The 25915-nt window shown below is 52.1% G+C and carries 21 protein-coding genes, 1 pseudogene and 1 riboswitch; of the genes and pseudogenes, 14 read left to right on the top strand and 8 right to left on the bottom strand.

Annotation, left to right across the window (positions count from 1 at the left end; translation table 11 throughout):
* Nucleotides 1-33 precede the first annotated feature (33 nt).
* On the bottom strand, nt 34-954 hold the full coding sequence (locus DFT_RS08855) for a glycosyltransferase family 4 protein (RefSeq protein ID WP_054030844.1): 921 nt from the start codon (nt 952-954) through the stop codon (nt 34-36).
* 352 nt (nt 955-1306) lie between these two features.
* Between DFT_RS08855 and DFT_RS08850 the strand changes: the two genes are divergently transcribed.
* Nucleotides 1307-2323: a glycosyltransferase family 9 protein gene (locus tag DFT_RS08850; RefSeq protein WP_054030843.1), complete on the top strand. Its 1017-nt coding sequence runs from the start codon at nt 1307-1309 to the stop codon at nt 2321-2323.
* 56 nt (nt 2324-2379) lie between these two features.
* A complete protein-coding gene (locus DFT_RS08845; protein WP_161807110.1) occupies nt 2380-3069 on the top strand; it encodes a lipopolysaccharide kinase InaA family protein in 690 nt (229 codons plus the stop codon).
* On the opposite strand, the gene DFT_RS08840 is transcribed toward DFT_RS08845, so the two are convergent.
* From DFT_RS08840 to lptF, 4 genes are all read right to left on the bottom strand, one after another.
* On the bottom strand, nt 3066-4079 hold the full coding sequence (locus DFT_RS08840) for a glycosyltransferase family 9 protein (protein ID WP_054030841.1): 1014 nt from the start codon (nt 4077-4079) through the stop codon (nt 3066-3068). The two genes, DFT_RS08845 and DFT_RS08840, sit on opposite strands and share 4 nt — an antisense overlap.
* A 1-nt stretch (nt 4080) precedes the next feature.
* The gene (lpxK, locus tag DFT_RS08835; RefSeq protein WP_161807109.1) at nt 4081-5256 is read right to left on the bottom strand and encodes a tetraacyldisaccharide 4'-kinase; all 1176 of its coding nucleotides are present in this window, start codon (nt 5254-5256) and stop codon (nt 4081-4083) included.
* Between the two features lie 43 nt (nt 5257-5299).
* On the bottom strand, nt 5300-6367 hold the full coding sequence (gene lptG, locus DFT_RS08830; RefSeq protein WP_054030839.1) for an LPS export ABC transporter permease LptG: 1068 nt from the start codon (nt 6365-6367) through the stop codon (nt 5300-5302).
* A 73-nt stretch (nt 6368-6440) separates the two neighbouring features.
* The gene (gene lptF / locus DFT_RS08825; RefSeq protein WP_054030838.1) at nt 6441-7595 is read right to left on the bottom strand and encodes an LPS export ABC transporter permease LptF; all 1155 of its coding nucleotides are present in this window, start codon (nt 7593-7595) and stop codon (nt 6441-6443) included.
* Between the two features lie 318 nt (nt 7596-7913).
* On the opposite strand from lptF, the gene lysS reads away from it, so the two are divergent.
* The 12 genes from lysS to DFT_RS08760 all read left to right on the top strand — a co-directional run bounded on the left by lysS (nt 7914) and on the right by DFT_RS08760 (nt 20967).
* Complete coding sequence (gene lysS, locus DFT_RS08815; RefSeq protein ID WP_054030836.1) at nt 7914-9395, top strand: lysine--tRNA ligase; 1482 nt, start codon at nt 7914-7916, stop codon at nt 9393-9395.
* A 72-nt stretch (nt 9396-9467) separates the two neighbouring features.
* Nucleotides 9468-10703: a lipoprotein-releasing ABC transporter permease subunit gene (locus tag DFT_RS08810; RefSeq protein ID WP_054030835.1), complete on the top strand. Its 1236-nt coding sequence runs from the start codon at nt 9468-9470 to the stop codon at nt 10701-10703.
* Nucleotides 10696-11427 carry an ABC transporter ATP-binding protein gene (locus DFT_RS08805; RefSeq protein ID WP_054030834.1) on the top strand — a complete coding sequence of 244 codons (732 nt, stop codon included), beginning with the start codon at nt 10696-10698 and terminating at the stop codon, nt 11425-11427. The genes DFT_RS08810 and DFT_RS08805 overlap by 8 nt, the downstream gene beginning before the upstream one ends.
* Nucleotides 11428-11473: 46 nt before the next feature.
* Nucleotides 11474-14164: an outer membrane protein assembly factor BamA gene (gene bamA / locus DFT_RS08800; RefSeq protein ID WP_054030833.1), complete on the top strand. Its 2691-nt coding sequence runs from the start codon at nt 11474-11476 to the stop codon at nt 14162-14164.
* Nucleotides 14165-14334: 170 nt separating this feature from the next.
* Entirely contained in the window at nt 14335-14898 is a 564-nt protein-coding gene (locus tag DFT_RS08795) for an OmpH/Skp family outer membrane protein (RefSeq protein WP_054030832.1), read from the top strand.
* A gap of 6 nt (nt 14899-14904) precedes the next feature.
* Nucleotides 14905-15945 (top strand): UDP-3-O-(3-hydroxymyristoyl)glucosamine N-acyltransferase, encoded by a 1041-nt coding sequence (gene lpxD / locus DFT_RS08790; RefSeq protein WP_054030831.1) that lies wholly within the window; start codon nt 14905-14907, stop codon nt 15943-15945.
* Between the two features lie 59 nt (nt 15946-16004).
* Nucleotides 16005-16445, top strand: coding sequence for a 3-hydroxyacyl-ACP dehydratase FabZ (fabZ, locus tag DFT_RS08785; RefSeq protein ID WP_054030830.1), 441 nt, complete (start codon nt 16005-16007; stop codon nt 16443-16445).
* Nucleotides 16446-16448: 3 nt separating this feature from the next.
* Nucleotides 16449-17219 (top strand): acyl-ACP--UDP-N-acetylglucosamine O-acyltransferase, encoded by a 771-nt coding sequence (gene lpxA, locus DFT_RS08780; protein WP_054030829.1) that lies wholly within the window; start codon nt 16449-16451, stop codon nt 17217-17219.
* A gap of 22 nt (nt 17220-17241) precedes the next feature.
* Nucleotides 17242-18090, top strand: coding sequence for an LpxI family protein (locus tag DFT_RS08775; protein ID WP_054030828.1), 849 nt, complete (start codon nt 17242-17244; stop codon nt 18088-18090).
* Nucleotides 18091-18141: 51 nt separating this feature from the next.
* Nucleotides 18142-19134 (top strand): Gfo/Idh/MocA family protein, encoded by a 993-nt coding sequence (locus DFT_RS08770; RefSeq protein ID WP_054030827.1) that lies wholly within the window; start codon nt 18142-18144, stop codon nt 19132-19134.
* Between the two features lie 8 nt (nt 19135-19142).
* Nucleotides 19143-20297: a lipid-A-disaccharide synthase gene (lpxB, locus tag DFT_RS08765; RefSeq protein WP_076750462.1), complete on the top strand. Its 1155-nt coding sequence runs from the start codon at nt 19143-19145 to the stop codon at nt 20295-20297.
* Entirely contained in the window at nt 20287-20967 is a 681-nt protein-coding gene (locus DFT_RS08760; RefSeq protein WP_054030825.1) for a lysophospholipid acyltransferase family protein, read from the top strand. Before lpxB ends, DFT_RS08760 begins: the two co-directional genes overlap by 11 nt.
* Nucleotides 20968-20973: 6 nt before the next feature.
* Here DFT_RS08760 and DFT_RS26485 read toward each other — a convergent pair whose 3' ends face one another.
* From DFT_RS26485 to DFT_RS27525, 3 genes and pseudogenes are all read right to left on the bottom strand, one after another.
* A complete protein-coding gene (locus DFT_RS26485; protein WP_054030824.1) occupies nt 20974-22632 on the bottom strand; it encodes a fibronectin type III domain-containing protein in 1659 nt (552 codons plus the stop codon).
* Nucleotides 22633-22692: 60 nt separating this feature from the next.
* A riboswitch (cyclic di-GMP riboswitch) is annotated at nt 22693-22783 on the bottom strand.
* A gap of 314 nt (nt 22784-23097) precedes the next feature.
* The gene (locus DFT_RS08750; RefSeq protein ID WP_152971907.1) at nt 23098-24414 is read right to left on the bottom strand and encodes a two-component system sensor histidine kinase NtrB; all 1317 of its coding nucleotides are present in this window, start codon (nt 24412-24414) and stop codon (nt 23098-23100) included.
* Nucleotides 24415-24556: 142 nt separating this feature from the next.
* Nucleotides 24557-25769: pseudogene (locus DFT_RS27525) on the bottom strand (type II secretion system F family protein).
* Between the last annotated feature and the right edge of the window lie 146 nt (nt 25770-25915).

The following is a 25915-nucleotide window of genomic DNA, read 5'->3' as shown; positions in this document are numbered from 1 at the left end:
TCGACATGCGCGTTTAACCCCCTGAGGGGGGATTCAGATCAGCCTGCTGAGTATTTGCTTGTATGCACTTAAGTAAAGAGCGGCAATCTCTCGCGGATGATATTTCACTGTTGCTGCATAAGCGTTTTCGGACAACATCAAGCGCTTATCCCCACTCAGGTACAGGTTCTCGATGGCCCTGGAAAGGGCCTTGCCATCCCTTGGAGGCACTAGCAAACCTGTTTTCTCGTGTTCAATGATATCTGGAATTCCATCTACATCACTTGCCACAATAGGCAATCTGAATTGCATCGCATCCAAAAGGACCGAGCCCAGACCTTCCTGGAGAGACGGAAATACAAAGAGGTCGAAAGCAGCAAGATAATCGCCTAAGTTTTCAATAAATCCTGTAAAAGTCACATTGCTCAACCCATCTGCCAGGCCTTTCAACCAGCTCTCGTCCTCTCCTTGTCCTAAGAAAAGAAAATGGATGTTCGGATAGACATTTTCCAGGATACTTGCAGCTTCCAACAGGTACTGCTGCCCCTTGTGACGATTGACCAAGGCGCCGGCATGGCCGACCAGGAACTTGCCAGTAAAGCGACGCCTGATTTCGTCCTTTGACACCGGGTCAAACGGCAGATTGCTGACCATGCTGGGAATGATCACTGGCTTCAGCCTACTGTCATATTTCACAAGCAAATCCCTTATGGCTCCGGACAATGCCACCACCATATTTGATTTGATATAAATCCGCCTGCTTAGAGGGTTGGACTTAATGGGGTTGGGGACCCGTCGGGTAATTAAATAAGGTCGCCGATACAGCCTGCTTGACAGGTACGCAAACTGGGCGGCTTTGGCCTCATGTGCATGGATGAGGCTGCAATCACGGATTAAGAAAGCATATCGGATATATGGCTTGGATACGACATGCAGTTCAAGCCTTGGAGAACTGCCATCAAGCCGGTCGATCAACGGCGAATCCTTGCGAAGGATAACTGTCTGAGAGACATCTTCAAAAGCACCTATCGCTCTGATTAACAGTTCGGTCTGCCGTTCTCCGCCTCGAAACCCCTTGGCCAGGTTTATGTGGCAAATTCTAAACAACGCTGTTCCAATCGGTTCGTAATTGTTATAAAAATCACCAATTCGGTAAAGGCGCTAAAAAACAGTTCCCGTTATTATTGTCAACCAGAATTATGAGTATATGCAACCACCTCACACACCTGAAGCTGGATAGCAATTATTCAATTGCTCAACTTGGCGGGTTTTTTATTGTGAACACGACCATATTATGCGATCGCCTGAATTTGAGGTGTCTTTTTAAATGAAAATATTACTCGCACAGACCAGCTTTCTCGGTGACACGATCCTGTCGACGCCTGTGATCGCCGCCATCAAAGACCTATTCCCCAAGGCGGATCTCTGGATGATGACCACGCCATTGGCCGCCGATCTGGTACGCCGGGATCCGCTGTTAACTGGCGTTATCCCGCTGAACAAACGCGCCGGTGATGCCGGTCTTTCCGGTTTAATACGGATGAGCCGCAGGCTCAAATCCATGGCCTTTGACCGAGTCTATTCACTACATCGATCCTACCGCACCTCTCTTTTGCTATGGATGGCACGCATACCACTGCGAATCGGCTGTCACGATGCAAAGGGCAAATTCTTGTACCACCACTTGACATCACGCGATTTCAGCCAGCACGATGTGCTGCGAAATTTGTCTATTCTTTCAGGAGAGTGTCGAATCAACCCAGAATTTGCTCAAATGAGGCTCTATCCGCCAAAAGCAGGCGAAATTGATGCGACTTGGAAACAAGATTTACCACCATCAGGCAAATACGCCGTCCTCGTACCCGGCAGTGCCTGGCGAACCAAAATGTGGAATTGGACGGGATACCGGGAGGTCTCCCGTTATTTGCTGAAGAAAAAAATCAGTGTGGTTCTTTTAGGTGCTTCTTCTGAGAAGGAGATATGCGATAGAGTCGCACGAGACCTTGAAGTGCTCAATCTTGCAGGTCGTAGCTCCATATCCGAATCCGCCTTTGTGATGCAGCATGCACGCGTGGTGGTTTGCAATGACAGCATGGCTCTGCACATGGCATCGGCTCTCAAGATTCCCACAGTCGTAATTTTTTGCGCCACTTCGCCAAAATTTGGCTACGGGCCATGGCAGAACAAGGCTATCGTCATCGAACAAAAAGATCTTGCATGCAAACCTTGTCGTCGACATGGCTCAATGAGATGCCCCAACGGCACCGAAGCCTGTATGAGGGGGCCACAGGCGCAAGAAGTGATTCAAGCCATTGAAAAGTTAGTGAATAGAGAGCTTATTTAAGTAGTCAGGACCATATGTCCAGTGAAGCGGGTTACGCTGTTGAACGGGAGTCCTTTTTGAGTGATATCGTTTGTCATTGCATCGATCATTTCAAGATCGGGAGTTCACAACGACTGACGGCCCTTCAAACCCGGCAGATGGTCGAGGTGTTCAAAAAACCGCCCCAAAAGCCAGACGGCCTTTTGGCCGGCAGAACTGCCGTTTTAGATGCACACTTGGAAGGGTTTGGCGCAACTGTCGTCAAACATTACCACCGCGGTGGGTTGATCGCAAACCTGGTCAAGCGACACTATTTGAGGATCTCAAAAACACGAGGTCAAATCGAATACGAACAGATGGAACGCGCCAGCAAGGCCGGCATCAACGTACCCGAACCCCTGGCCTTCGGTTATCGTGGGCGGCTATTTTACGAAGGCTGGCTCATTTCAAGGAAGGTACCGAATTGCCAGACCCTGGCCCAATTGAGCCAAACATTTCCCGAGCGCATTTCAGGGATCATGGAAAGGCTCGTTGTGCAAGTCAGACTCTTGGTTGAGAATCGAATCTTACATGCCGATTTTCATCCTGGCAACGTTCTTGTAGACGACCAAGAGCAGGTCTATATCATCGATTTTGATAAGAGCACGGTATATCATGGAAGTTTAGAAAGTCTGAAGATGAGGTATTGTCGGCGATGGTGTCGGGCAGTTCTTAAACATGGCTTGCCCCACCTGCTATGCACCCCCATCCAAGCTGCAACGTATTAAAATTTATCATCTATTTCATTTACTTCCGGTTCATCGATTTCCGAAAGAACCCGATATTTTTTCAAGACAGGGAAGACATCCTCGGCCCGAATGCCGGACATGCAAATGGGCTTACGGCAGCTACGCCGGTTACAAGGTATGCAATCGACCTTGGCGCGGATGACTTTCCCACGATAGGGCCCGGTTCGCCGATGATCAGAAGGGCCGAAAAGAGCCACCACATTCTTGCCCAAAGCCACGGCCAAATGCATCGGACCGGTATCGCAGGTAACCACCATGATAGCGTCCTTGAGGAGATCGACGAGTTCGAGCAAACTCGTTTTCCCGACAAGATTGATGATGTTGCTATCAGGGGGCTGCTCGACGATTTGTGAAGCCATGGGCACATCTTCCGGTCCGCCGGTCAACACACAGGGCATACCGCACTGTTTTCGAATCATCATTGCCAGATCGGCGAATCCCTGAACCGTCCAGCGGTTGGCCGGTTTAGTGGCACCGATATTCAGCACCACGTAACGACGGGGCAGCCCTTGGACCTTATGCCCACCGGACTGGATGTGCCACTGTACCTTGCCGGCCGGGATACCGAGGTAGCGGGCAAAATCCAGGTATTGATCGACCATGTGGGCATGTGGATCGCCCGCCGGTATTCTTTCGAAGGGCAGCAGCCAGGTCATCTCCTTGCATCGTCCCTTATCGAATCCGATTTTCCGTTTGCCACGGGCAGCGGTGCAGATCAGGCCCGATTTCATTGTTCGCTGCAGATCGAGCACCAGGTCAAATTGTTGGGACCTGATTCGACGCAGCAATGAACGGATGGCGACCCCACTCTTATTGCGGTCGAACAGGATGGCCTGGTCGATATCGGGGTGTCCGGCCAGAAGCGGATAGCTCAAGGGGGCCGTGATCCAATGAATTTGGGCCTTGAAATGCTGTTTCAGTTGAATCGCGAGTGGGAGGGTGTTGATGATGTCTCCCAAGGCTCCCAGTTTTACGATCAGGATATCCATTTCAATCGACCCGCGTCGATATTTGGGAATCTTTTGATATCTGGGCGTCGCATGCTGCCAATCGTTGGCGAATGAAACCTTGCCATCGCTCCGTATCTTCCCGAAAGTCGATCTCAACCCCCAAAACGAACAAATCCAGTTTGAGCGAAATGGACCTGGGCAGCCGCACAAAATCCTTATCGGTAGTGATCAAGGCATGAGAATCCAATTGCTCGGCACGCCGGACCAGGTCGCCGATCTCCCCGCTGCTGTAGTAATGGTGATCCGGAAAGCCGGCCGTGCCTCTGACATCTCTACCCATTTTGGAAATAGAGCAGAAAAAATTGGGGTTGTTGGCCAGGCCCGAAAAGGCGAAAACCGGCCCTCCCTGCGATATCGTTGCAAGCGAATCCTTTTCGCCTGCCATGGCCATATGGTCAAGGGAGTGGCCGGCCGGAACCATGCCGCGCAAGACGGTGATGTGTCGGCAATGGAATACGTGTTTAGTGGACAGCAGATGGGCTAAATCGGAGTGCACTGTGATTTGGGAAGGCCCGCACCTGGTGAATACGATCGCGTCGGCCCGGTTTAAACCCGACAGCGGTTCCCGCAACGGCCCACGGGGCAGCAAATGACCGTTCCCCAAAGGCAGGTTGGCGTCCATCAACACGAGGTTGATGTCCCGTAGCATGGCCTGGTGTTGAAACGCGTCGTCCAGCAGAATCACATCCGGTGAGAACAGCTTCACCCCCCTGCGGGCCGTCTTGAATCGATTTTGTCCGACCATCACCGGCACCTGACGAAGCAGGCTCGCCATCAAATAGGGTTCGTCGCCTGCCGTGTGGACATCGCAAAGCAGCCTTTTGCCATCGCTGACCACGGCCCCGGCTTTTTCGCCGAGGCTCCTGTAGCCCCGGCTGACGATCAACACCTTCAAACCAAATGACTTCAGCAGTTTTGCCAGCTGCACGGTCATGGGTGTCTTGCCGGTACCGCCGGCGGTGATGTTGCCGATGGAGATGACCGGACGGTCCACCCCTCGAGTCGGCAACATCCCATGGTCGTAAAGCGCATTTCGTGACGCTGTTGCAGTGCTGTAGAGCAGCGATCCACCATGCAGGAGGGTCGCCAGTGAGAAAAAGGGATACCGGCGACGACTGCCCAGCACGTCAGCTATCTCCTTCAACAGTCTATGCATAGGGTCACGCAACTCCATATTCAACACGGTTGACCATTTATTTTTAATCTGCATTGAGAAGTAGATACCCAGCCACGCATGTGGATATGAGATTCACCCCCCAAGCTGCCAGAATCGGCGGCAGCTTGCCGGCATAACCCAGGGAGAGGCAGAAACTGAAAACGATCCAATACAAAAAAGCAATGCCCAATCCATAGGTGACACTTCCCGCCAGGGCCTCCTTAATCTTTCCGCGGGCGGCCAAACCGGCGCCGATCATGGTCAGGATCAATGCGATGACAGGGAAAGCGAACTTGGCATGCAAATCGACACGGTAGTGGGTGGCGTCGTAACCTTCTGATTCCACTTTTTGAATGTATCGATATAACTGAGCGATATTCATGGCTTCAGGTTTGGGTGCCAGCTGCACCAAATCTTCAGGAACAAACTCGAGCACGACCTCCCTCCTGTCAAATGGTTCCACCGTGTACCCATTGCTTTTACTCTGAACCAAGCCCTTCTCGAGCACCCATCGGCCGTCCTGGAATTGCCCGGTCTCGGCATCGATACGCTCCTTTAAGCCAAAGTTCCCATCGAATCGATGAATCGTGATCCCCTTGGCGATCCTATCGCCGGGATCGAAATATTTTACGTGTAAAACCGTGTCGCTCCCTTTCAACCAGATATCACTTCTTTTGACACCTGAGGTCTTTCGTCCCTTTACCTCCTCGATCCAAATCTGATCGGATTGGGGCACGGTGAGAGGCATCACCGCTTCGGCGATCAGCATGACAAACAAAAAGGCGGCCACACCGCACCACATGATCGGCCCGAGAAGTGACATCAAATTCACGCCGCTTGCCCGCAGAGCCAGCAGTTCGTTGTTCTTGGCCATCAATCCGAAGGTGATGATCACAGCCAAAAGAATACCCACGGGTGTGACCTGGACGAGGATCAAAGGTAACTTGAAGATGAAAAAAAGCAATGCGCGAATAACCGGCAAACCGGCTTCGATAAAGTTGTCCACTTTTTCGATAAAATCGACGGTCAGGTAAATACCGGTCACGACCATCAGAATGATGAGAAAGGACTTGGCAATTTCAGTGGCGATGTAACGGCCGAATAGGGTCATATGTCGTCTTATTGCAGGTGGCGGCTTGTCGTCAAAATCAGAATAATGACACTCATATCATAAAACTTACACTTCAATTGTTACTACTTAATCTGCTTATCCAATGAGATATATTAAATTGCAGTATGGGTTTCTCGTCATTGGCCCGGATCAATAAAAACACACCAATCGCCAGAATCACGATGTTGGGGGCCCACATGCCGATGGCGGGAGGATAAAATCCCGATTCCCCAAGGACCCATCCACCCGACAGCATGACATAATAGAGCAAAAAAAAGAACAATCCCAATCCAATACCATAGGCTCGTTTGGAAGTCCGCGACCGGATACCAAGCGGCATGGCCAACAGGGCCATGACCAGACTGGCTCCCGGTAACGAAAATTTTTTATGGTACTCCTTCAAGGCCTTGTAGTAGGAACTGTTTTTTTCTTTTGCGGATTGTATGGTTTCCCGCAGCCTGGACAAGCTCATCTCCTGCACATGCTCCTTGCCAATGTCGCCCGAGGACAGACTGCTGCTCATATCCAGCCGAAGGTCATAGGTTTCAAACTGTATGGCATTGGCGTGCTTTTGAACCAGGTCGACCTGGTGGATGGTACCGTTAAAGAGCCTGAGGTTGGCCACGGCCTGCTCAGGATCGTAAGTGAGCTGTCCTTTGGGGGCGAGCACGGTACTCGTGAGCTGGTTGGACCGCCGGTCCTCGATAAAGACGTCGGAAAGCGTCTTGGCCTCGTTGTCGATATCGTTGATGTAGATGACAACACCTTTAAACATATCAATGAACTGGCGTGGTTTGAGACCGACATCCACGTGGGATGACGCCACATCGTAAAGCAACTGTTTGGAATGTTTGCGCCCTGCCGGCAATGCGAAAACGGCCATGCAGCAGGTCAACAGGGCGCCGATCAAACCGAATACCAAAACCGGTGGCAGCAATCGATTGAGATGAACACCGCCGGCTTTAAGGGCAACGATTTCCATGTCTCCGGACATCCTCAAAAAGCAGAGCAGCACGGCGATCATGACCGACATGGGTATCGTAAACTGCAAAAAGAACGGCATAGTGTAAAGCATCAGAAGCCCGACAGTCGATAGGCCGATCTGGAAGTTCACCACGTAGTTGGCAATCTCGGGCAACTGCATCATCAAAAATATGAATGAGAAAAAGATGAGGCTGATCCCGAAAGGCGGCAAAAATTCCTTGAAAATGTAACGCTGAATGATCATGGACAATCTCTATCCGTATTCAATTTATGTCGCGGCTATCCTATGGGCGGGAAAGCATTATGTCAATTTTCAAATGCATACTGGCCATATGGGCAAAAAATGCCTCGATCCATCCACTGCTTTGGAACCGGTTCAGGCAGGCGGAATCGGCAACCGCAGTGCATTCGCGAAAAAACTATACCTTGACACAACCCTTCAAATAGGTTAGCAAAATCTGTTCAATCGACAGCCAAAAGGGCAGCCGATTTTTAAAATAACGGGTACGATGTTTTCACTAAAACATCGAATGACCCGTTTTCTGCATATAGAGGGAATAGCATGGGGAATACCGAAACAGTCAATGTGATGGAGCAGCGCAAAATCAAATTGGAGGCGCTGCGCAATGAAGGCATCAATCCCTTTCCAAGCGGTTTCAAGGTCGAACATACAATAGCTCAAATCCAGGCGGCCGTGGTTCAAAACGAGGCCGATGCACTCGACGGGATGCGCTTCACGACGGCCGGTCGAATGATGGCCGTCAACAGCTTCGGTAAATCGGCTTTCGTGCGTTTCCGTGATCGTAGCGGCCAGATGCAGGCCTACATTCGTAAGGACAAAGTCGGACCGGACGCCTACGCCATTTTCAAACGGCTCGATATCGGCGACTTCGTGGGCTTGACGGGGAGCCTGTTTCGAACCAAAACCGGGGAGTGGACCCTGCTGGCCACCGAGGTCTCGCTTTTGAGCAAGGCCTTGCGTCCTCTTCCGGAAAAATTTCATGGGTTGAAAGACCCTGAAAAACGGTACCGCCAGCGCTATGTCGATCTGATCATGAATGCCGACGTTCGGCGGATATTCATGACGCGCAGCAGGATTATCCAGGCCATTCGCCAGTTTTTTCTGCGGCACGATTTTCTCGAAGTCGAAACGCCGATGATGCAACCAATTGCGGGCGGGGCCGAGGCGGCACCGTTTGTGACCCATCACAATGCGCTGAACATGGATCTCTACCTGCGCATCGCCCCGGAACTCTATCTGAAGCGGCTGGTGGTCGGCGGCTTCGAACGGGTCTTTGAAATCAACCGCAACTTCCGCAACGAAGGTATTTCCACCCAGCACAACCCAGAGTTCACCATGCTCGAGTTCTACCAGGCCTATGCCACCTATCATGACTTGATGGCGTTGACCGAGTCGCTGTTTGCCGATCTGGCGACCGACATCCTGGGCTCCGACACACTGGTTTATCAAGGCCAAACAGTTCAATTGAAGGGCACGTGGCACCGGATGACCATGACCGAATCGCTGCAACAACTCGGCGGCGTCGATCCCGGACTGCTCTCAGACCGTGAGGGGCTGATCGATTTCGCCTCTGCCAAAGGGGTCCAGCTGACCAAAACCAGATCCGTCGGCAAGATCATTACCAAACTTTTCGAGGCATTGGTGGAGCCGCAACTGATTCAACCTACATTTATTACGGGATACCCGGTTGAGGTGTCTCCGTTGTCGCGAAGGAGCGATACGGAAGCGGGCCTCACCGAACGGTTCGAGCTGTTTATTGCCGGCTTTGAGATCGCCAACGGCTTCTCGGAACTCAACGATCCGGACGACCAGCGCGCCCGCTTCCTCGAACAGGTCCAAGACAGACAGGAAGGGAATGAAGAAGCCCATCTCATGGACGAAGATTACATCGAAGCGCTGGAATATGGCATGCCTCCCACGGCCGGCGAAGGAATCGGCATCGATCGGCTGGCCATGCTCTTGACCGATTCTCCGTCTATCCGGGAGGTGATCCTGTTTCCCCACATGAAGCCTAAAAGCTGACCACGCGGGCAATATTCGTCGCGAGGTTGTCGTTGTTCGTCAAGGTGTGCCGGTCCATCGATCTGGGGGATAATGCGGTTCGAACTATTTATAAGCCGACGCTACTTTAAATCCAAACCCAAGGGAACGCTCCTGTCGTTGATCACCCTGTTGTCCATCGCCGGCGTGATGATCGGCGTCACCGCTCTCATCGTCGTTATCGGCGTGATGGCCGGTTTCGAGACAGACCTTAAAACACGTATCATGGGGATCGAGCCCCACATTGTTATTGATCAGAAAGAAGGACCGATACACGACTACGCGCAGATAGTGGCCATGGCCCGACAGGTACCAGGTGTCGAAGCGGTCTGGCCACTCGAGGAGCTGCAAGTCATGCTCAAATCGGAAACGCGCGTTGCCATCGCGGTGATCAAAGGCGTCGACCCGGCAGCGGCCGGCGACGGTCTTCGACTGGCTCAGCTGAAGGCGTTGCTCTCGCAATCCCACCCCGAGACCTCCTCACCATCTGGGGTCCAATGGCCGCCACTCATCATGGGAAGGGATCTGGCTCGAAACCTTGGCCTCATTCGCGGCGATACCCTTTTCGTCGTCTCCCCTAGGGGAAAATTAGCGCCGGTGGGTTTCGTCCCATACATGAAACGCTTTGTTGTGGCGGATATTTTCCAAACCGGTATGTATGAATACGATGGAAGCCTGGCCTTTATGAGGTTAGAAGACGCACAAACACTGAACCAATCCAATGGAGCGGTGGGTGCCGTCGAAGTGCGGGTGGGTGACGTATTCAGGTCCCTGAATATCAGCGAGGAACTTGCCGCCCGTCTCGGCAACGATTTTCGCCTGCGCGACTGGTCCCAGCTCAACAAGAATCTGTTTTCAGCACTCAAGCTGGAAAAAGCCGCCATGTTTATCGCCCTAACACTCATCACACTGGTCGCGACGTTCAGTATCACCAGTTCACTGGTGATGATGGTGATGGAAAAAGTGAAGGATATCGCCATACTGAGAACGTTGGGCGCCACGAGCAAAAGCATCAGGCACATATTTGTCTTTCAAGGCATGCTCATCGGAACGATCGGGACGGTTTCGGGGGTTCTTTTAGGCGTTCTGCTCTGTTATCTGCAAAGCCGCTATGGACTGGTTCGTCTCCCCGGTGACGTGTATTACATCTCTGCCCTGCCGGTGCATCTCAATGCATGGGATGTGACCCTGGTGGCGCTTTGCGCCATGACGATCAGCTTCCTGTCCACCCTTTACCCTGCCCGCCAGGCATCGCGGCTCAACCCGCTGGAGGCGATCCGGTATGGTTGAACAGTCACGTGGCCACGCTTGCGCAAACAGCTCAGACAGAAAACGCACGACGGAGCTTCTGCGTGCTATCGGACTGAGCAAAAGCTTTCGAAGCAGCGACGCCGACCTGTGGGTGCTCGATGGACTTGACTTTGCCTTGCGTATGAGTGAGACCGTGGCGGTTGTGGGTGCATCGGGCATCGGGAAATCGACCTTGTTGCATATTTTAGGGACATTGGATTACCCGGACAGCGGCAAGCTCTATTTTAAGGGTGAAGATGTGTTCCTGTTCGACGAACATAGACTGGCACGTTTTCGCAATCAGACGATGGGGTTTGTATTCCAATTTCATCATCTCCTTCCCGAATTTTCAGCCTTGGAGAACACGTTAATGCCTGCGCTGATCCAAGGAATGGATAAAGAGCGCGCCGAGCAGTTGGCGGCATCCATTCTGGATCGCGTTGGCCTTGCCGGCCGGTTTCACCACAAGGCGACCGATCTTTCCGGTGGCGAGCAGCAGCGCGTTGCCCTGGCGCGGGCATTGGTTCTCAACCCACCGATTTTGTTCGCCGACGAGCCCACAGGCAACCTGGATAAGAAGAACAGTGAACAGATCCATGAACTTTTGCTCGAGTTGAACCGTGAAATGGGGATGGCCATGGTGGTCGTAACACACAATATGGAACTGGCCCATGTCATGGAACGTCAGGCCACCATCACCGATGGCCGGCTCGTTTATTTATGATATTCATGCGTTGCGAAGAGTGCCAGAAGATACAGGCGAAACGACGATGCCATTGAACCGACTGATTCCTCCCATGAAAACCATCTGGGTCACCTTCCTGACATTTCTCTTGATTTTTCCCCTCGATGTTATCATGGCGGCCAACGGCATATCGAAAACACCAAAAGTCATGGTTATGCCCCTAAATATCAACGCAGATCGAGACGTCGGCTATTTAAGCAGCCAGATTTCATCCGTGCTGGCGCGACAGCTCGAAAAAGAAGGGGCCATCACCGTTACGCCGCAAGATTCCGATATGGAAACGGCCGCAGCGGCCGCTCGTGCCGGGCAAGCCCAGGTTCGGCAGTTTGCCATCGGCCAGGATGCAGATCAGGTCATCTGGGGCAGCTTTACCCTTATCGGAAACGATTTCAGCATCGACGCCCAATTACTGGCCACTAAAGCGGATAGCACACCCAAGCGTTTTTTCACCCAAGGTCGGAACCTCGAAAACCTCATCACCATTACCAACGATCTCGCCAACCAGATCGGGATGGAATTGTTTGAACGTCAACTGGTCAGCGAAGTCAAGGTCATGGGGCAGCAACGCATCGAGGCCGATGCCATCATGCGCGTTCTGCAAACCCGACCCAATAGTGTATTCAAACCGCAAGCGCTTTCGGAAGATTTGCGCGCCATTTACGCCATGGGATATTTCGATGATGTGCGGGTCGAAGCCGAGCCGGATGGAGACCGCCGCCGCATCGTTTTTCATGTGAAAGAAAAACCCACCATCCGTCGCATCAACATCAAGGGCAACTCCTTCATCGAGGAAGAGGATATCCGCGATAATTTGACCATCAGCACCGGCGCGATACTCAACATCTTCAAAATCCGCAGCAACATCGACCAGATCGAAACGCTTTACAAAGAAAAAAATTATCATAAAGTTCGAGTCGATTATGAGCTCAACCCCCTGGACAACAACCAGGCCGACCTTGAATTCATCATCGACGAAGGCCCCAAGCTGTATGTCACTTCTATTGTGTTCGAGGGAAACAAGGCCTTCACGGCAAAAAGGCTCAAAAAAGAGATGGACCTCTCTGAAAAGGGGTTTTTCTACTGGCTCACCTCATCCGGCGACCTCGACCGCGTCAAGCTGGACCAGGATGTGGCCCGGCTAAATGCTTTTTACAGCAACAACGGATACATCAATGCCCGCGTCGGGGAGCCGGTGGTGGAGATCGGGGAAGAAGGCATCCAAGTCACCCTAAAAATCGAAGAAGGATCGCGCTATAAAGTCGGCCAGGTGGATATTGCGGGCGATCTCATCGTGCCTAAAGAAGAGTTGTTGCAGCAGCTTGGCATCGTTTCGGAAGCTTTCCTCAATCGGGACAAAGTTCGCAGCGATGTTCTGGCGCTCACCGATTTCTACTCAGATTACGGATATGCCTATGCCGATGTCTCACCATCTATCGATCAAAACCAGGAAACCCTGACGGCCGATATCGTCTTTCATATTAAAATGGGCGCCCAGGTCTACTTCGAAAAGATTCTGATCAACGGCAACACCATCACCCGGGACAAGGTGATTCGACGTGAACTGCACGTCCACGAACAGGGTCTGTTCAGCGGCAAGGCGCTCAAGCGAAGCATACGGAACCTTTACCGTCTCGACTATTTCGAAGATATCAAGGTCGATACGATCAAGGGCAGCTCCGAGGACAAGATGGTCCTGAAAATCGATGTCACCGAAAAGCCCACCGGCACCTTCAGTTTCGGAGCCGGGTACAGCTCCGAGGAGAACGTCTTTTTGACCGGTTCGATCAGCAAACGCAATTTCCTCGGCCGCGGCCAGGCCATGAGTTTTTCCGGGCAGATCGGGTCCCGCACCACCAACTTTGTGGCGAGCTTTTCTGAACCTTACATCATGGATACGCTTTTGAAGGGAACTGTCCGCGCTTACAATCAGGACAAGGACTACGATGAATATGACCGGGACAGCAAAGGCGGCGGCGTGACCTTCGGCTACACGGTGGCCGATTACACCAATGTGTACTGGGGATACAACCTGGACATCAGCGACATCAGCATAGAGGATGCATACCGATCGGAGGTTTCCGACAACATCAAGGAGCTGGAGGGCACCAACCTGACCAGCAGCGCGGACGTCAGCCTGGTCTATGATTCTCGCGATCGGGCATTCAATACCACCGAAGGTTCAAGACACCTGGTCTCCGTGGAATATGCCGGATTGGGCGGCGACATCGGTTTTACGAAATATGTGGGCCAAACCTCGTGGTACTTCCCGATTTGGAAACCGATCATCGGTTTTGCCAATGCCAAGGTCGGTGTCGTGCACGAGAACAGCGACGACAAGCTGCTCCCGGACTATGAAAAGTTTTATCTCGGCGGCATCAATTCCATGCGCGGTTTCGGATACCGGGGTGTCCACCTGACCGAGATTAACAGCGACGGCCGGGAGGTGGAAATCGGCGGAGAAAAGATGGCCATGTTCAACTTCGAAATCATCTTTCCTATCGTTTCCGAAGCCGGGGTCAACGGTGTGGTCTTTTACGATACCGGGAATGTTTATGACGACCGGATAGACTTGGGGGATCTGCGCCAGAGCGCTGGCGTGGGTATCCGCTGGAACTCCCCGTTTGCCCCCATTCGGCTGGAATATGGATGGATTCTCGACCGCGAGGAGGGGGAATCCGGTGGCAATTGGGAGTTTACATTGGGAGGGTCCTTCTAAACGCGGCGCATGCCGTAAGATATTGCCCGTCGCAGCCATCGTTTGCCATGGGCGATAATTTGCGTTAATAACGAACCGTGAGATCGGCCGAATCACTCGTTAATCATCATTCTAATGAGTGCCCGTCCACAAAACGGATGATTCGTCATCATCCATACCATGGAGGTGTCATGCGAATTCGAAAGACAGTGGGTGCAACCCTGACGATGTTTGCGTTTCTTTTGACTGCGGTCGTAACGACCGGATTCTGTGCGGATGTGGCTAAAATAGGAACGATCAACTTTCAAACCATTTTCGAAAACTCCACGGGTGGCAAGGCGGTAAAAGACCTCGTCAATACCGAGGGGCAGCGCATGGAGCAGGATCTCAAGCAAAAGGGTGAAGAAATCAAGACTATGGAGGGAAGGCTCGAAAAAGACTCGGGCATCATGAGTAAAGAGGCACGCGAGGAACTCAAGTGGGAACTGGATCGGAAGATTGCCGATGTCAAAGCTCTGAAGATAAAATATGACAGAAAAATTCAAGAGATGCAGGTCCGGTTGGTCAACGAAGTGCGTCAGGAAGTTCTCCAGCTGATCCAATCCTATGGCAAGAAGGAGGGCTATCTTTTGATTCTTGAGGATATCAGCGTGGTCTACGCACCGGGCAATCTGGACATCACCGACACCATCATCAAGCTGTATAATGAACAATACGCCAAACGGGGCAAGCAGAATCAAGGCCCCAAAGGATAGTGTGCGATGCAAATGACCCTGAATGAAATTGCACAGCTGGTAGACGGCCACCTTTTGGGTGACCCTGACTGTGTGATATCGGGTGCAGGCCCCATCGACCAAGCACAAGCGGGAGATATCACTTTCGCCGAAAAGGGCGCCAGCCTTAAAAAATTGGATCAAACCAAAGCGTCGGCGGTGATCGTACCATCGCATGTGACCGAGGCGGGCGTCTCCATGATTCAAGTGGACAATCCAAAGCTCGCCTTTGTAAAGGTGCTGGCCCAATTTCATCCCATGCCGAAGCCGGATCCGGGCATTCACCCGTCGGCTGTGATCGGCGACAATTGCCAGCTCGGCGAAGACGTCTGCATAGGGGCAGGAACCGTTGTCGGACTAAATGTCGTGCTCGGCGACGGGGTCATCCTCCACCCGCTGGTGTTCATCGGCGACAATGTCTCCATCGGTCCAGAAAGCATCATCTATCCACATGTGTCGATCCTGGAACGTTGCCGTGTTGGCCGTCGTGTGATCGTTCATGCCGGCAGTGTGATCGGCAGCGATGGATTCGGCTTTGTTCAAGAGGCCGGCAGGCATTTAAAAATGCCCCAAACCGGCATCGTGCAAATCGACGACGATGTCGAAATTGGTGCCGCCAATACCATCGACCGGGCCACTTTCGGCAAAACCTGGATACAGCAAGGGGTCAAAACGGACAATCAGGTCCACATTGCCCACAACGTGGTCGTGGGCGAACACGCCATTCTCGTGGCGCAAGTGGGAATTTCCGGCAGCACCACCATTGGGCATCACGCCATTCTGGCGGGGCAAGCGGGCATTGCAGACCATATCTCCATTGGAAACGGCGCGATCGTCGGGCCTCAAACAGGCGTCGGCCATAACATAGGCGACCATCAAGTCGTCTCCGGTGGCATCAATGCAATCCCCCACCGTACATGGTTGCGAGTGCAGCACGTCATACCCAATTTGCCGGACCTGTATAAGCAAATGAAACAGATGGAAAAACGGATCGCAAGATTGGAAAAAGAGGCGTCCATTACTGAATAGGACTTTTTTCGGCGCCGTACCAGAGGGGCTGGCGCCGAAACTATCAAAGGAATCGAAAAATGGATACATCGATAGATATCAGAAAAATACTGAGCTTCCTGCCCCATCGATACCCTTTTCTTTTGGTTGACCGCGTTTTGGAATGCATTCCCGGACAGAAAATCAAGGCGCTGAAAAATGTGACCTTCAACGAACCGTTCTTTCAAGGCCATTTTCCCGAAACGCCCATCATGCCGGGCGTTCTCATTGTCGAGGCCTTGGCCCAAGCCGGTGGCGTACTATTCATGGCCAACCGGGAAAAAAGGTCTGAAAGAACACTGATGTATTTCATGGGGCTGGATAAAGTTAAATTCAGAAAACCGGTCGTTCCCGGTGATCAACTCATTCTTGAAGTGGAAATCATCAAACTGCGGGCCAAGGTCATCAAATTGGCAGGTATCGCCAAGGTCGACGATCAAGTTGCGGCCGAAGCCGAGCTAATGGCAACATTCGAGGAATAAACCATGATTCATCCAACTGCAATTGTCAGCGACAAAGCCCATATCGGTGATGGTGTGTCTGTGGGGCCCTATGCCATCATCGGAGAAAATGTCAGCATCGGGCCCGGCACCCAGATCATGTCCCACGTGGTCATCGACCCCTACGTGGAAATAGGTGCCAACTGCAAAATATTTCAATTTGCCGCCCTTGGAGCCCAGCCACAGGCGGTCAAATTCAAGAACGAAGAGACGTGGGTCAAGATTGGTGATAACTGCATGATTCGCGAGTTTGTCACCATTCATCGAGGAACGGCCGAAGGCGGCGGCCTGACCCTGGTGGGCAACAATTGCCTGATCATGAATTATGCCCATATTGCCCACGACTGCAAGGTGGGCAACAATGTCATCATGTCCAACAATGCCACTCTTGCCGGCCACATTGCCGTAGGCGACCATGCGATCCTGGGAGGATTGGTGGCCATCCATCAGTTCGTTCGCGTGGGCGAACATGCCTATATCGGCGGCAAATCCGCAGTGGTGAAGGATATCCCGCCCTACGTGATCGCTTCCGGCGACCGGGCCACCCTCCATGGGTTGAACAAGGTCGGACTGCAACGCCACGGCTTTTCTCCGTCGGCGGTGGCTCAACTTAAAAAGGCCTACCGGCTGATCTTTCGTTTCGGCCTGACATTGAACGAAGCCATCGAGCGGGTGGAGGCAGAAGTGGAACCGGTGCCTGAGATAAAAACACTCATCGCGTTCATCAAGGCGTCGGAGCGCGGCATCACTCGGTAGATACCCTGATCGAGACACACATATGCCCAAAAAAATAGGCCTGATCGCCGGGAACGGTCAGTTCCCCCTGCTCTTTGCCCAAACGGCACGCCAGAAGGGGTTGGAGGTGTATGCCGTGGCGTATCAGGGCGAAACCGATCCGACCCTGGTCGAGCATGTCGTTGCCTTGGAGTGGCTCTATCTGGGCCAGATCAAAAAAATCATCAAATTTTTCCGAAGCAATGACATTAAAGACGCTGTGATGCTCGGTGGGGTTACCAAAACCAAGATGTTCACCAATGTGAGGCCGGACATCAAGGCGGTGGCCCTGCTTGCCACCATGCGGCACACCCACGATGATGCCATCTTGAGGGCCTTTGCTGAACTGTTGGCCAGTGAAGGCGTTCAAATTCAGGCTTCGACCTTTTTACTGCCCGAACTATTGGCACCGGCAGGTAATTGGACACGACGAAAGCCGTCGCGCACGGAAACCGAGGACATTCGTCTGGGGTGGGAAATTGCCAAAGAGATCGGACGCCTGGATATCGGACAGTGCGTGGTGACTGGCGGCGGCACCGTTCTGGCAGTGGAAGCGATCGAAGGTACGGACGCGGCCATCGCCCGCGGTGGTGCACTATCCAAGGGCCAGGCGGTCGTCGTAAAAGTCTGTAAGCCTAACCAGGACACCCGCTTCGACATCCCGGCGGTAGGCTTGAATACCATCGAGACCATGCAGCAGGCGAAGATCAGGACTCTGGCGATCGAATCCGGAAAAGCCGTGGTCTTCGACCGGGAGACGATGATTCGAACAGCAGATCGATATGGCATGACCATCATCGCCCTCAACGATGATGACATTAGAAATGGTCATGCCCATGAGAATGGTAGTTGATTGTCTTGATGACAACATGACCCGTTTATATCTGCATGAATGGAAGTGCCTATGACGACTGATTTATCGGGAAAGCGGCCCCTCGATGGTGCAAAGCTTCGCGTGGGTGTGGTGGGCGTCGGATACTTGGGGAAATTCCATGCCGAAAAATATGCCCGTATGCCGGATGTGGAATTGGTGGGGGTCGTAGATCAACGGCGCGAACAAGCTGATGAAATCGCCCGCAAATTTGATACCCAGGCATTTTACGACCATAAAGACTTGATCGACCGCCTGGATGCGGTCAGCATCGCCGTGCCAACGGAATATCACTACCAGATCAGCCGGGATTTTTTGAATCATCATGTGGATGTGCTCATCGAAAAGCCGATGACCACCACTCTGGACCAAGCGGAAGAGTTGATTCAAATAGCCGAACAGAAGGGATGCATCATTCAGGTGGGTCATCTTGAGCGTTACAACCCGGCAGTGATGGCACTGCGGGGCGTCGTCGACAGCCCCCGTTTTATCGAGTCGCACCGGTTGAGCATCTTCAAAGAACGTGGGTTGGATGTCAGCGTGGTGCTGGATTTGATGATCCACGATATAGACATCATCCTTAATTTCGTTCCTTCCAAGATTAAGAACATCTATGCGGCCGGTGTCCCGGTGATCTCAGACAATGCAGACATTGCCAATGCACGCCTGGAGTTTGAAAACGGTTGCGTGGCGAACGTGACAGCCAGTCGCATTTCAATGAAAAATGAGCGTAAAATCAGGATGTTTCAGAAAAATGCCTATGTCTCCGTCGATTTTTCGAAACGCGAAATCACCATCATTCACCCGGATGGTCGCAAAAGTGACAGCATCATTCCCGGAATGACCATCGATCAACGTTGTTTTACCCAGGCCGATGCATTGGAAGATGAACTGAAATCGTTTGTGAAGTCGGTAATCCATCGACAGACGCCGGAAGTGACCGGCCAAATGGGTCGCGACGCGCTGAAGATCGCTCTGAGCATTATGGATCAGATTCATCGCACCCGTGATCAGCTTGTAAAGTAATCTTTCAAATGCCCAGCCCAGAACAAACAAAAACGGTGGTAATGGTTGCCGGCGAAGCATCCGGGGATGCCCACGGCGCCCACCTGATCCAGGCGATGCAATCATATTGCGGCCCGGTCTTCGTTTGCGGCATGGGTGGACCGCGCATGCGCGATGCCGGCGCCAGGGTACTCATCGATGCGCGCGAGGTGGCGGTCGTCGGTATCACGGAGGCATTATCCAAAGCACCGCAAGTGCTCAAATCCATGTCGCGATTGAAGAAGCTGCTGGCCGGTTTGAGACCGAATCTGCTGATTCTGATCGACTTCCCCGACTTTAATTTGCATCTGGCCGCAGTAGCCAAAAAACTGGAAATTCCAGTTCTCTATTACATCAGCCCTCAAATCTGGGCCTGGCGTGCGGGTCGGGTCAAAAAAATCAAGGCGCGCGTCGACCATATGGCGGTTATTCTACCCTTTGAAGCGTCCTTTTATCAGCAGCATGACGTGCCGGTGACATTCGTAGGGCACCCGCTCATGGATTCACCCACCGGACGCGTGCCGGTGCGGAACTGTGCACCGCCAGGTCCCTCTCCGGTCGTTGCCCTGCTTGCCGGATCGCGGGATCGGGAAGTCGCCACACTTTTGCCGATCATGCTCGAGTCTGCGAGGCGCTTACAGAAAAATATTCCATCGCTACGCCTGCTGGTCTCCTGTGCATCCTCTATCGACCCTCTCATGATTGACGATATCATGGCGCGACATCCGGTCAACACCGTCGAAGTCACCAACCAAGCCGTCTGTGATCTGTTGCCACGCTGCGATTTGGCCATTGTCGCCTCGGGAACCGTAACGCTTGAGACCGCCATCTGTGGTATCCCCATGATCATTGTCTATACGGTTTCTCCCGTTAGTTATTGGCTGGGCCGGGCGCTGATAGATGTGGCGCATATTGGACTGGTCAATTTAATTGCCGGAGAACGTATCATGCCCGAACTGATTCAAAAAGACGCCTCTCCGGAAATCATATCTGAAACCGCCTTGGAAATTCTATCCGATCCCCATCGTTACATGCAAATGTGCGAAGCGCTGCTCTCTGTCCGTCAAAAACTGGGAGCACCGGGAGCATCGCATCAGGTAGCGCAAATTGCCAAAGCGTTAATGGATGACAGAGATGCTTTTTAGTAAAAACGAAACGGGGCCAGGACTCAAATGGCGTATCATTGGACGGGCGGGAAAGTCGCTGGTCGATCTGCTGTTCCTTGGATCCAGGATTAAAGTCAGAGGACGAGACGCGGTCGCGTCTCTATTGGAATCCAGGCAATACATTTTTGCCTTCTGGCACTCTCGCATCCTATTGGTGAGTTATCTGCACCAGGGCTGGAACGCGGCCATACTGGTGAGTAATTCTGCCGATGGCGAAATCATTGCCCAAATCCTTCAACGCCAGGGTCACACGACGGTAAGAGGGTCGACCGGCAAGGGCGGTACACGGGCAATGGCCAGGCTTATCAGAGAGATGCGTGACCATGACAAGGTCGGTGGGATCGTTCCCGATGGCCCACAGGGGCCGCGCTACAAAGTGCAGCCGGGGGTTGTTTTCCTGGCTCAAAAGAGCGGTTATCCGATTATACCGGTGACCTACAGTGCCAAATGGTGCAAGGTGTTCAAAAGTTGGGATCGTTTCATGCTGCCCTACCCTGCCAGCCCTTGTCTATTGGCCTACGGCAAACCTGTCATGGTGCCGGCCGATGCAAAGTTGGCTCAACTGCAGCAGTGTACGCGCAGCCTCGAAAGTGAACTGATGCGGATTACCATCCAGGCAGACGGCTATTTCGGTCACCAAACGCCCTGAGTCCTGCTACCGGATCGTGCCCTCTTCCGATCCCGGCTTCTGCCCCGACGCTTCAGACCCTCGACCACCATGATGGGCGAAGAAAAATCCGCCCACGGCCGCCAACCCACTGATAAGCAGTAGAAGAGCGATCGCGTCCCATCCAGAGGGACCCGACTCCGCCGTGATTGTCGTCGATATAAAGCACCCACCGCCCCCACCCGAACCCGAGGAAGTCGAGCCCGAGGCATCGTCGGAAACCTGGGTGCTGTAGCCTAAACCGGCGGGATCGACGATGACACCATTCTGCACGCCATCCGTGTCGCCGATACCGCCATCCTCGAGGTGCAGCGTCAGTGATCGGCGGTCACTGCTGAACTCCACATCCGAGTAGATCGACCAGCCTTGGTCAGGATCATATTTGTACCACCGGGCATTTGAAGGAGCTGGTTGTGAGAAGTAAACCACAACGGATGTCTCGGTGGCCCCATTCAAAAGGTAGAGTTTGAAATTGATGATTCCGGTCAAAAACTCCGGCTGGTTGTGGTTGGATGCCAGGGAAAGTCCCTCGCCGCTTATCGCTTCAATGCTGATCAATTGGGTGTTGGCGTCAACCCTTTTTATCGCGATATATGGGTTGAACGCATCGTTCGATTGGACAGCCAACATGCCATCTTGCTGTGCATCGTTGTTGCCGTCCTGATCGAGATCCAAATAACCATCTATCTCCTGGACATCCAATATTCCATTACCATTTTCATCACCAGTCTCCCCATAAGCGACGGTCGTAAATGAGGTGGGGTCAGACCATTCGGACATACCATTGCGGCTATCGTAGAAGCGGACACGCCAAAGATATGTCGTATCCGGATCGAGAACCAGATCGGGGAGATCCAGCTGCGTCAGGTGAACTGAGCTGGTCTTTTCGTAAACCAGGGTGGTAAAATCATCCTCAAAAGTGCTGATTTGATAGCAGCTACGGGCATGACCATCATCGTCCGGGTCTGCAAACGGTTCGGTGGCCAGAATGGGCGTCAGACCGACGGATGCTTCAGCATCGTACGGAGCCAGGTGACGCGGCTTTTCTGGTGAGAGGTTGGCAGGCGCCTGGGATGGATCACTGTTGGCAAGATACTCCTCCATGTTTGAAACGCCATCGTTGTCCAGATCGTGACCGGCGTCATCGGATAGCGGATTTAAGCCATAAAGTACTTCCCAGGCATCAGGCAGGCCGTCGCCATCGTCATCCGTGTCTGCATTATCACCGATGCCGTCAGCATCCGAATCCAACCATTCAGATGAGTCGTTAGGGAACGCATCCGATGCATCGTCGATACCGTCACCGTCACTATCCATATTAATGGCAACGGGGGTGAATTGCACCTCGTTGGAATCACCGCTCTCGTCGCTTCCGCTGTAAGCTCTCACAACATAATAATAGGTGGTTCCCTCTATCAAGCCATTCAGGGTAGCCGTCGTTAGAGTACCACTCCAGACGGGCGAATTATAATCATACGATTGGCCCGATGTGCGCTGATAGAGACGATAACCTGCTGGAGAAGGGTCGTTGGCATCCCACTGCAACGTCACTTGAGCGGCTGAAACAGCCAGCGGCAACGTCAGAATAATAAATTGGAGAGCGGCAAGACAACGTCTGACGAGATAAAACGATCTTTTTTTAAACATGGCATCCCCCGATTACCATATACCGTGCGATCGGCGGTGAATCAGGAGATGTCGCCTTCGCCCGGCAACCCTGCTACCATATCCCGATGGGTCAGGACTTAGGCCAGTGGCTTTGCGTCTCATTCTTTCGAATGATTTGCCTTTTTCGAGCTAAAAGTTAGAGAGCAATGGTGGATCGATTTATCAGCCATAAAAGCAAAAGCTATGCCATCCACAACGGAGTTTTATATTGCAATAACAGTTGAATTTTCCAGCAATTTTGAGTCTGATACAAACCATGGGTCAGAAAAGAGAAAAAGACAGCATGTGGAAAGTATAAAAATACAAACACTGAAAGTGCACAAACGAATACGTTATTTTTCAATTTTCCCTTGCTGGATATCACAACTGGAAGGGGAAGAAGTCGGAAGAATGGACCCGGTTACGGTCCTTCAGGTCACGTCCAGGTGGGTTCTGTTAATGAGGTCAATGGACCTTGCCGGATCGTTTTAGCGTAAAGGAGAAAGTTGTGCCCTTACCAAGTTCCGACTGAACCTGAAGACGGCTGTCATAGGCTTCCAGGATACGATGGACAATAGACAGCCCCAGCCCAGTCCCTTCAGATTTGGTTGTGAAAAAAGGATCGAAAATGGTCTGTATCACATTGTCCGCGATACCGCATCCATTGTCGATGACGTGGACGCTCACCTCGTTGTTCTTGATGGCCACGGCGTGAATTTCGATCCGACCATCCTCCGATACGGCTTCAGCCGCATTCAACAACAAATTCCATATAATTTGACGCAGGTGAGCGGAATCCATCAGCACCCGGATACCGGGGGATAGGGTCTGCTTGATCTCGACATGCCTGGCGTGGTGAGTGTCCTTTTCAAAGAGTTGTACGATATCGCATATGGCCTCCTCCAGGTCCAGGATCTCAGGTTTTCCTGCAGGCGGTCTGGCAAAAAACAAAAAATCGTTGACCAGGGTTCCCAACCTGTCAGTCTCACGCAGTACGATGTCCATCAGGCGTTCGTGGTCGGGATTATATCTCAAATCCTCCTTGAGAATTTGGATTGAACCCACCAGAGATGCCAACGGATTTTTGATCTCATGGGCCAAGCCGGCTGCCATCTCTCCCATGTACGCCATCTTCTCAACCCGTTTTAGATGGGCTTCCATGGTTGTCAGCTCTTTTTGTGTTTTGCGGTTTTGTTCGGTCAACATTCCACTCAAAACTGCGACTGCGAAACCGGCAGCGGTCGTGATCAAAATTTTATAGGTGACATAAAGGCCATCCAAGCGACCCGGCGAACCATCTGCCACGGCTGCGAGGCAGGGGGCTACCTCTGTAAATTGTGCTATGACAAGAGCAGCATATTGAATACTGCTGAAGATAGCGATCAATAGGCCCCCTCGCAGATAAAGGATCATGCTGGCATAAATAATGACCACCAGGTAAAGAAAAGTGAACAAGCTGAAAAATCCGCCAGTAATCAAGACGATAAGCGATACTATAAAAGAGTCGATCGCAATTTGAATGAAAGCGAACAGTTCATGTCGTGTGATCTTCGGGAATAACGCCGCATATATCAGGGAGAGCACGAAAATCGCGGCAATGAGGACATAAATCAGCCCTACCAAGGGATTGGTCGTGCTGCCAAGTCGGGACTGAAAAATGATGGTTGCGCCCAGAAGCAATGCGGTGAACAGCACCCGCGCGAGCATCAGCCATCGAAGCTTTGGATGAATATGAACGCTAATCGCTTTACTTGGCGAGTTAGCTGATTGAAATTGAACCAAAAAAATATAGATCCATTTATGAAGAAGTTAAACCCGATCCCTTTTGGAACTTTACCATGTTCCGCCAAAATCTTGATGAATTACTTTCACCTTGATCTTCGGGAGTGCCGACTCATTTTTGGTGAAACTAAACAGAAGAAGATTACCCTCCGACTGCGCCTGCCATCTTGAAGATTGGGAGATACATAGCTACAATCAAACCACCGATGACGACCCCCAGAAACACAATCATCATCGGCTCGATCATGGCAGTCAGATTTTCAACAGCCTGGTCGACCTCTTCATCATAAAAATCAGCAATTTTCTCCAACATGGCATCCAAAGCACCGGTGGATTCACCAACGGCGATCATCTGGCACACCATGGCAGGAAAAACCCCGCTGGCCTGCAACGGATCGGCCATTGTGCGACCTTCGGCAATCCCGGTCCGAACCGAATAAATGGCATTCTCAACTACTTTATTGCCCGACGTTTTTGCGACGATATCCAATGCGTCCAGAATGGCCACACCGCTGCCCAGCATGGTCCCCATGGTACGCGTAAATTTGGCGACCGCCACTTTGCGCAATAGAATCCCGAATACGGGCAATTTAAGCATCACTGCATCCACGACCAATCGCCCTTTACTGGTCTTGTAATACTGCCTGAATGCGAGGGCAAAAAGAATGACCGCGCCGATGATGTAGTGGATTTTGGATTTTACGAATTCACTGATGGCGATCACGATGAGCGTCGGCGCTGGTAGCGCCGATCCAAAATCGGCAAACATCTCCTGAAAAACGGGAATGACAAAAAACCAGAATAATGGCAACGACGATGATGGCCACGGAAATGGTGATGGCCGGGTAGACCATGGCCCCCTTTACTTTGCGCTTCAGCGCTGCCGCCTTCTCCATATAACCGGACAGCCGCTTTAAAATGATATCGAGAATACCGCCTGCCTCACCCGCGGCCACCATGTTGACGAAAAGGTTATCAAAATGCTTGGGATATCGCTTCAAAGAATCGGCCAGGGTGGCCCCGCTCTCGACCGACTCCTTGATCTCCTTTAACATTTTTTTAAACGTCGGATTTTCCTGCTGTGATTGCAGGATGTCCATGCACTGAATGATGGGCAGACCGGCATCGATCATGGTGGAAAATTGACGCGAAAAGATGATGATGTCCTTCTCTTTGACCTTGGGCTGAAGAAAAGCGACATTCTCGAATAGATCTTTGGGCTTTTTCTTGACTTTGGTCGGGGAAATTCGAATTCGATTTAAATGCGCCCGGACCGCCTCGGCACTGACGGCCTCCAGCTCCCCTTTTTGAATCTGGTTGTTTCGATTCCTTCCTTCCCACAAAAAAACCGGCATAGGACTCTCCAAAGCTATCAGTGCAGTTTCAAGCTAAAAAAGGGAAATATGGACTTGCCCTCTTAGATTCGCCACCGTCGAAAAACCGACACAACACCTAACCCAACCATTCGGCCCGCTATCCCTCTCCTGCGATTCTGCCTTGT

The sequence above is a fragment of the Desulfatitalea tepidiphila genome (genome assembly GCF_001293685.1).
Classification (GTDB): domain Bacteria; phylum Desulfobacterota; class Desulfobacteria; order Desulfobacterales; family Desulfosarcinaceae; genus Desulfatitalea; species Desulfatitalea tepidiphila.
The sequence above is the reverse complement of the archived record's forward strand: the minus strand, read 5'-3'. Positions and strand labels throughout refer to the sequence as shown.

What these genes read in the sequence shown, in the direction of transcription:
- DFT_RS08850 (WP_054030843.1), top strand. Translation starts at nt 1,307, where the DNA reads ATGAAAATATTACTCGCACAGACCAGCTTTCTCGGTGACACGATCCTG.
- DFT_RS08840 (WP_054030841.1), bottom strand. Translation starts at nt 4,079, where the DNA reads ATGGATATCCTGATCGTAAAACTGGGAGCCTTGGGAGACATCATCAAC.
- lpxK (WP_161807109.1), bottom strand. Translation starts at nt 5,256, where the DNA reads ATGCATAGACTGTTGAAGGAGATAGCTGACGTGCTGGGCAGTCGTCGC.
- lptG (WP_054030839.1), bottom strand. Translation starts at nt 6,367, where the DNA reads ATGACCCTATTCGGCCGTTACATCGCCACTGAAATTGCCAAGTCCTTT.
- lptF (WP_054030838.1), bottom strand. Translation starts at nt 7,595, where the DNA reads ATGATCATTCAGCGTTACATTTTCAAGGAATTTTTGCCGCCTTTCGGG.
- lysS (WP_054030836.1), top strand. Translation starts at nt 7,914, where the DNA reads ATGGGGAATACCGAAACAGTCAATGTGATGGAGCAGCGCAAAATCAAA.
- DFT_RS08810 (WP_054030835.1), top strand. Translation starts at nt 9,468, where the DNA reads ATGCGGTTCGAACTATTTATAAGCCGACGCTACTTTAAATCCAAACCC.
- DFT_RS08805 (WP_054030834.1), top strand. Translation starts at nt 10,696, where the DNA reads ATGGTTGAACAGTCACGTGGCCACGCTTGCGCAAACAGCTCAGACAGA.
- bamA (WP_054030833.1), top strand. Translation starts at nt 11,474, where the DNA reads ATGCCATTGAACCGACTGATTCCTCCCATGAAAACCATCTGGGTCACC.
- DFT_RS08795 (WP_054030832.1), top strand. Translation starts at nt 14,335, where the DNA reads ATGCGAATTCGAAAGACAGTGGGTGCAACCCTGACGATGTTTGCGTTT.
- lpxD (WP_054030831.1), top strand. Translation starts at nt 14,905, where the DNA reads ATGCAAATGACCCTGAATGAAATTGCACAGCTGGTAGACGGCCACCTT.
- fabZ (WP_054030830.1), top strand. Translation starts at nt 16,005, where the DNA reads ATGGATACATCGATAGATATCAGAAAAATACTGAGCTTCCTGCCCCAT.
- lpxA (WP_054030829.1), top strand. Translation starts at nt 16,449, where the DNA reads ATGATTCATCCAACTGCAATTGTCAGCGACAAAGCCCATATCGGTGAT.
- DFT_RS08775 (WP_054030828.1), top strand. Translation starts at nt 17,242, where the DNA reads ATGCCCAAAAAAATAGGCCTGATCGCCGGGAACGGTCAGTTCCCCCTG.
- DFT_RS08770 (WP_054030827.1), top strand. Translation starts at nt 18,142, where the DNA reads ATGACGACTGATTTATCGGGAAAGCGGCCCCTCGATGGTGCAAAGCTT.
- lpxB (WP_076750462.1), top strand. Translation starts at nt 19,143, where the DNA reads ATGCCCAGCCCAGAACAAACAAAAACGGTGGTAATGGTTGCCGGCGAA.
- DFT_RS08760 (WP_054030825.1), top strand. Translation starts at nt 20,287, where the DNA reads ATGCTTTTTAGTAAAAACGAAACGGGGCCAGGACTCAAATGGCGTATC.
- DFT_RS26485 (WP_054030824.1), bottom strand. Translation starts at nt 22,632, where the DNA reads ATGTTTAAAAAAAGATCGTTTTATCTCGTCAGACGTTGTCTTGCCGCT.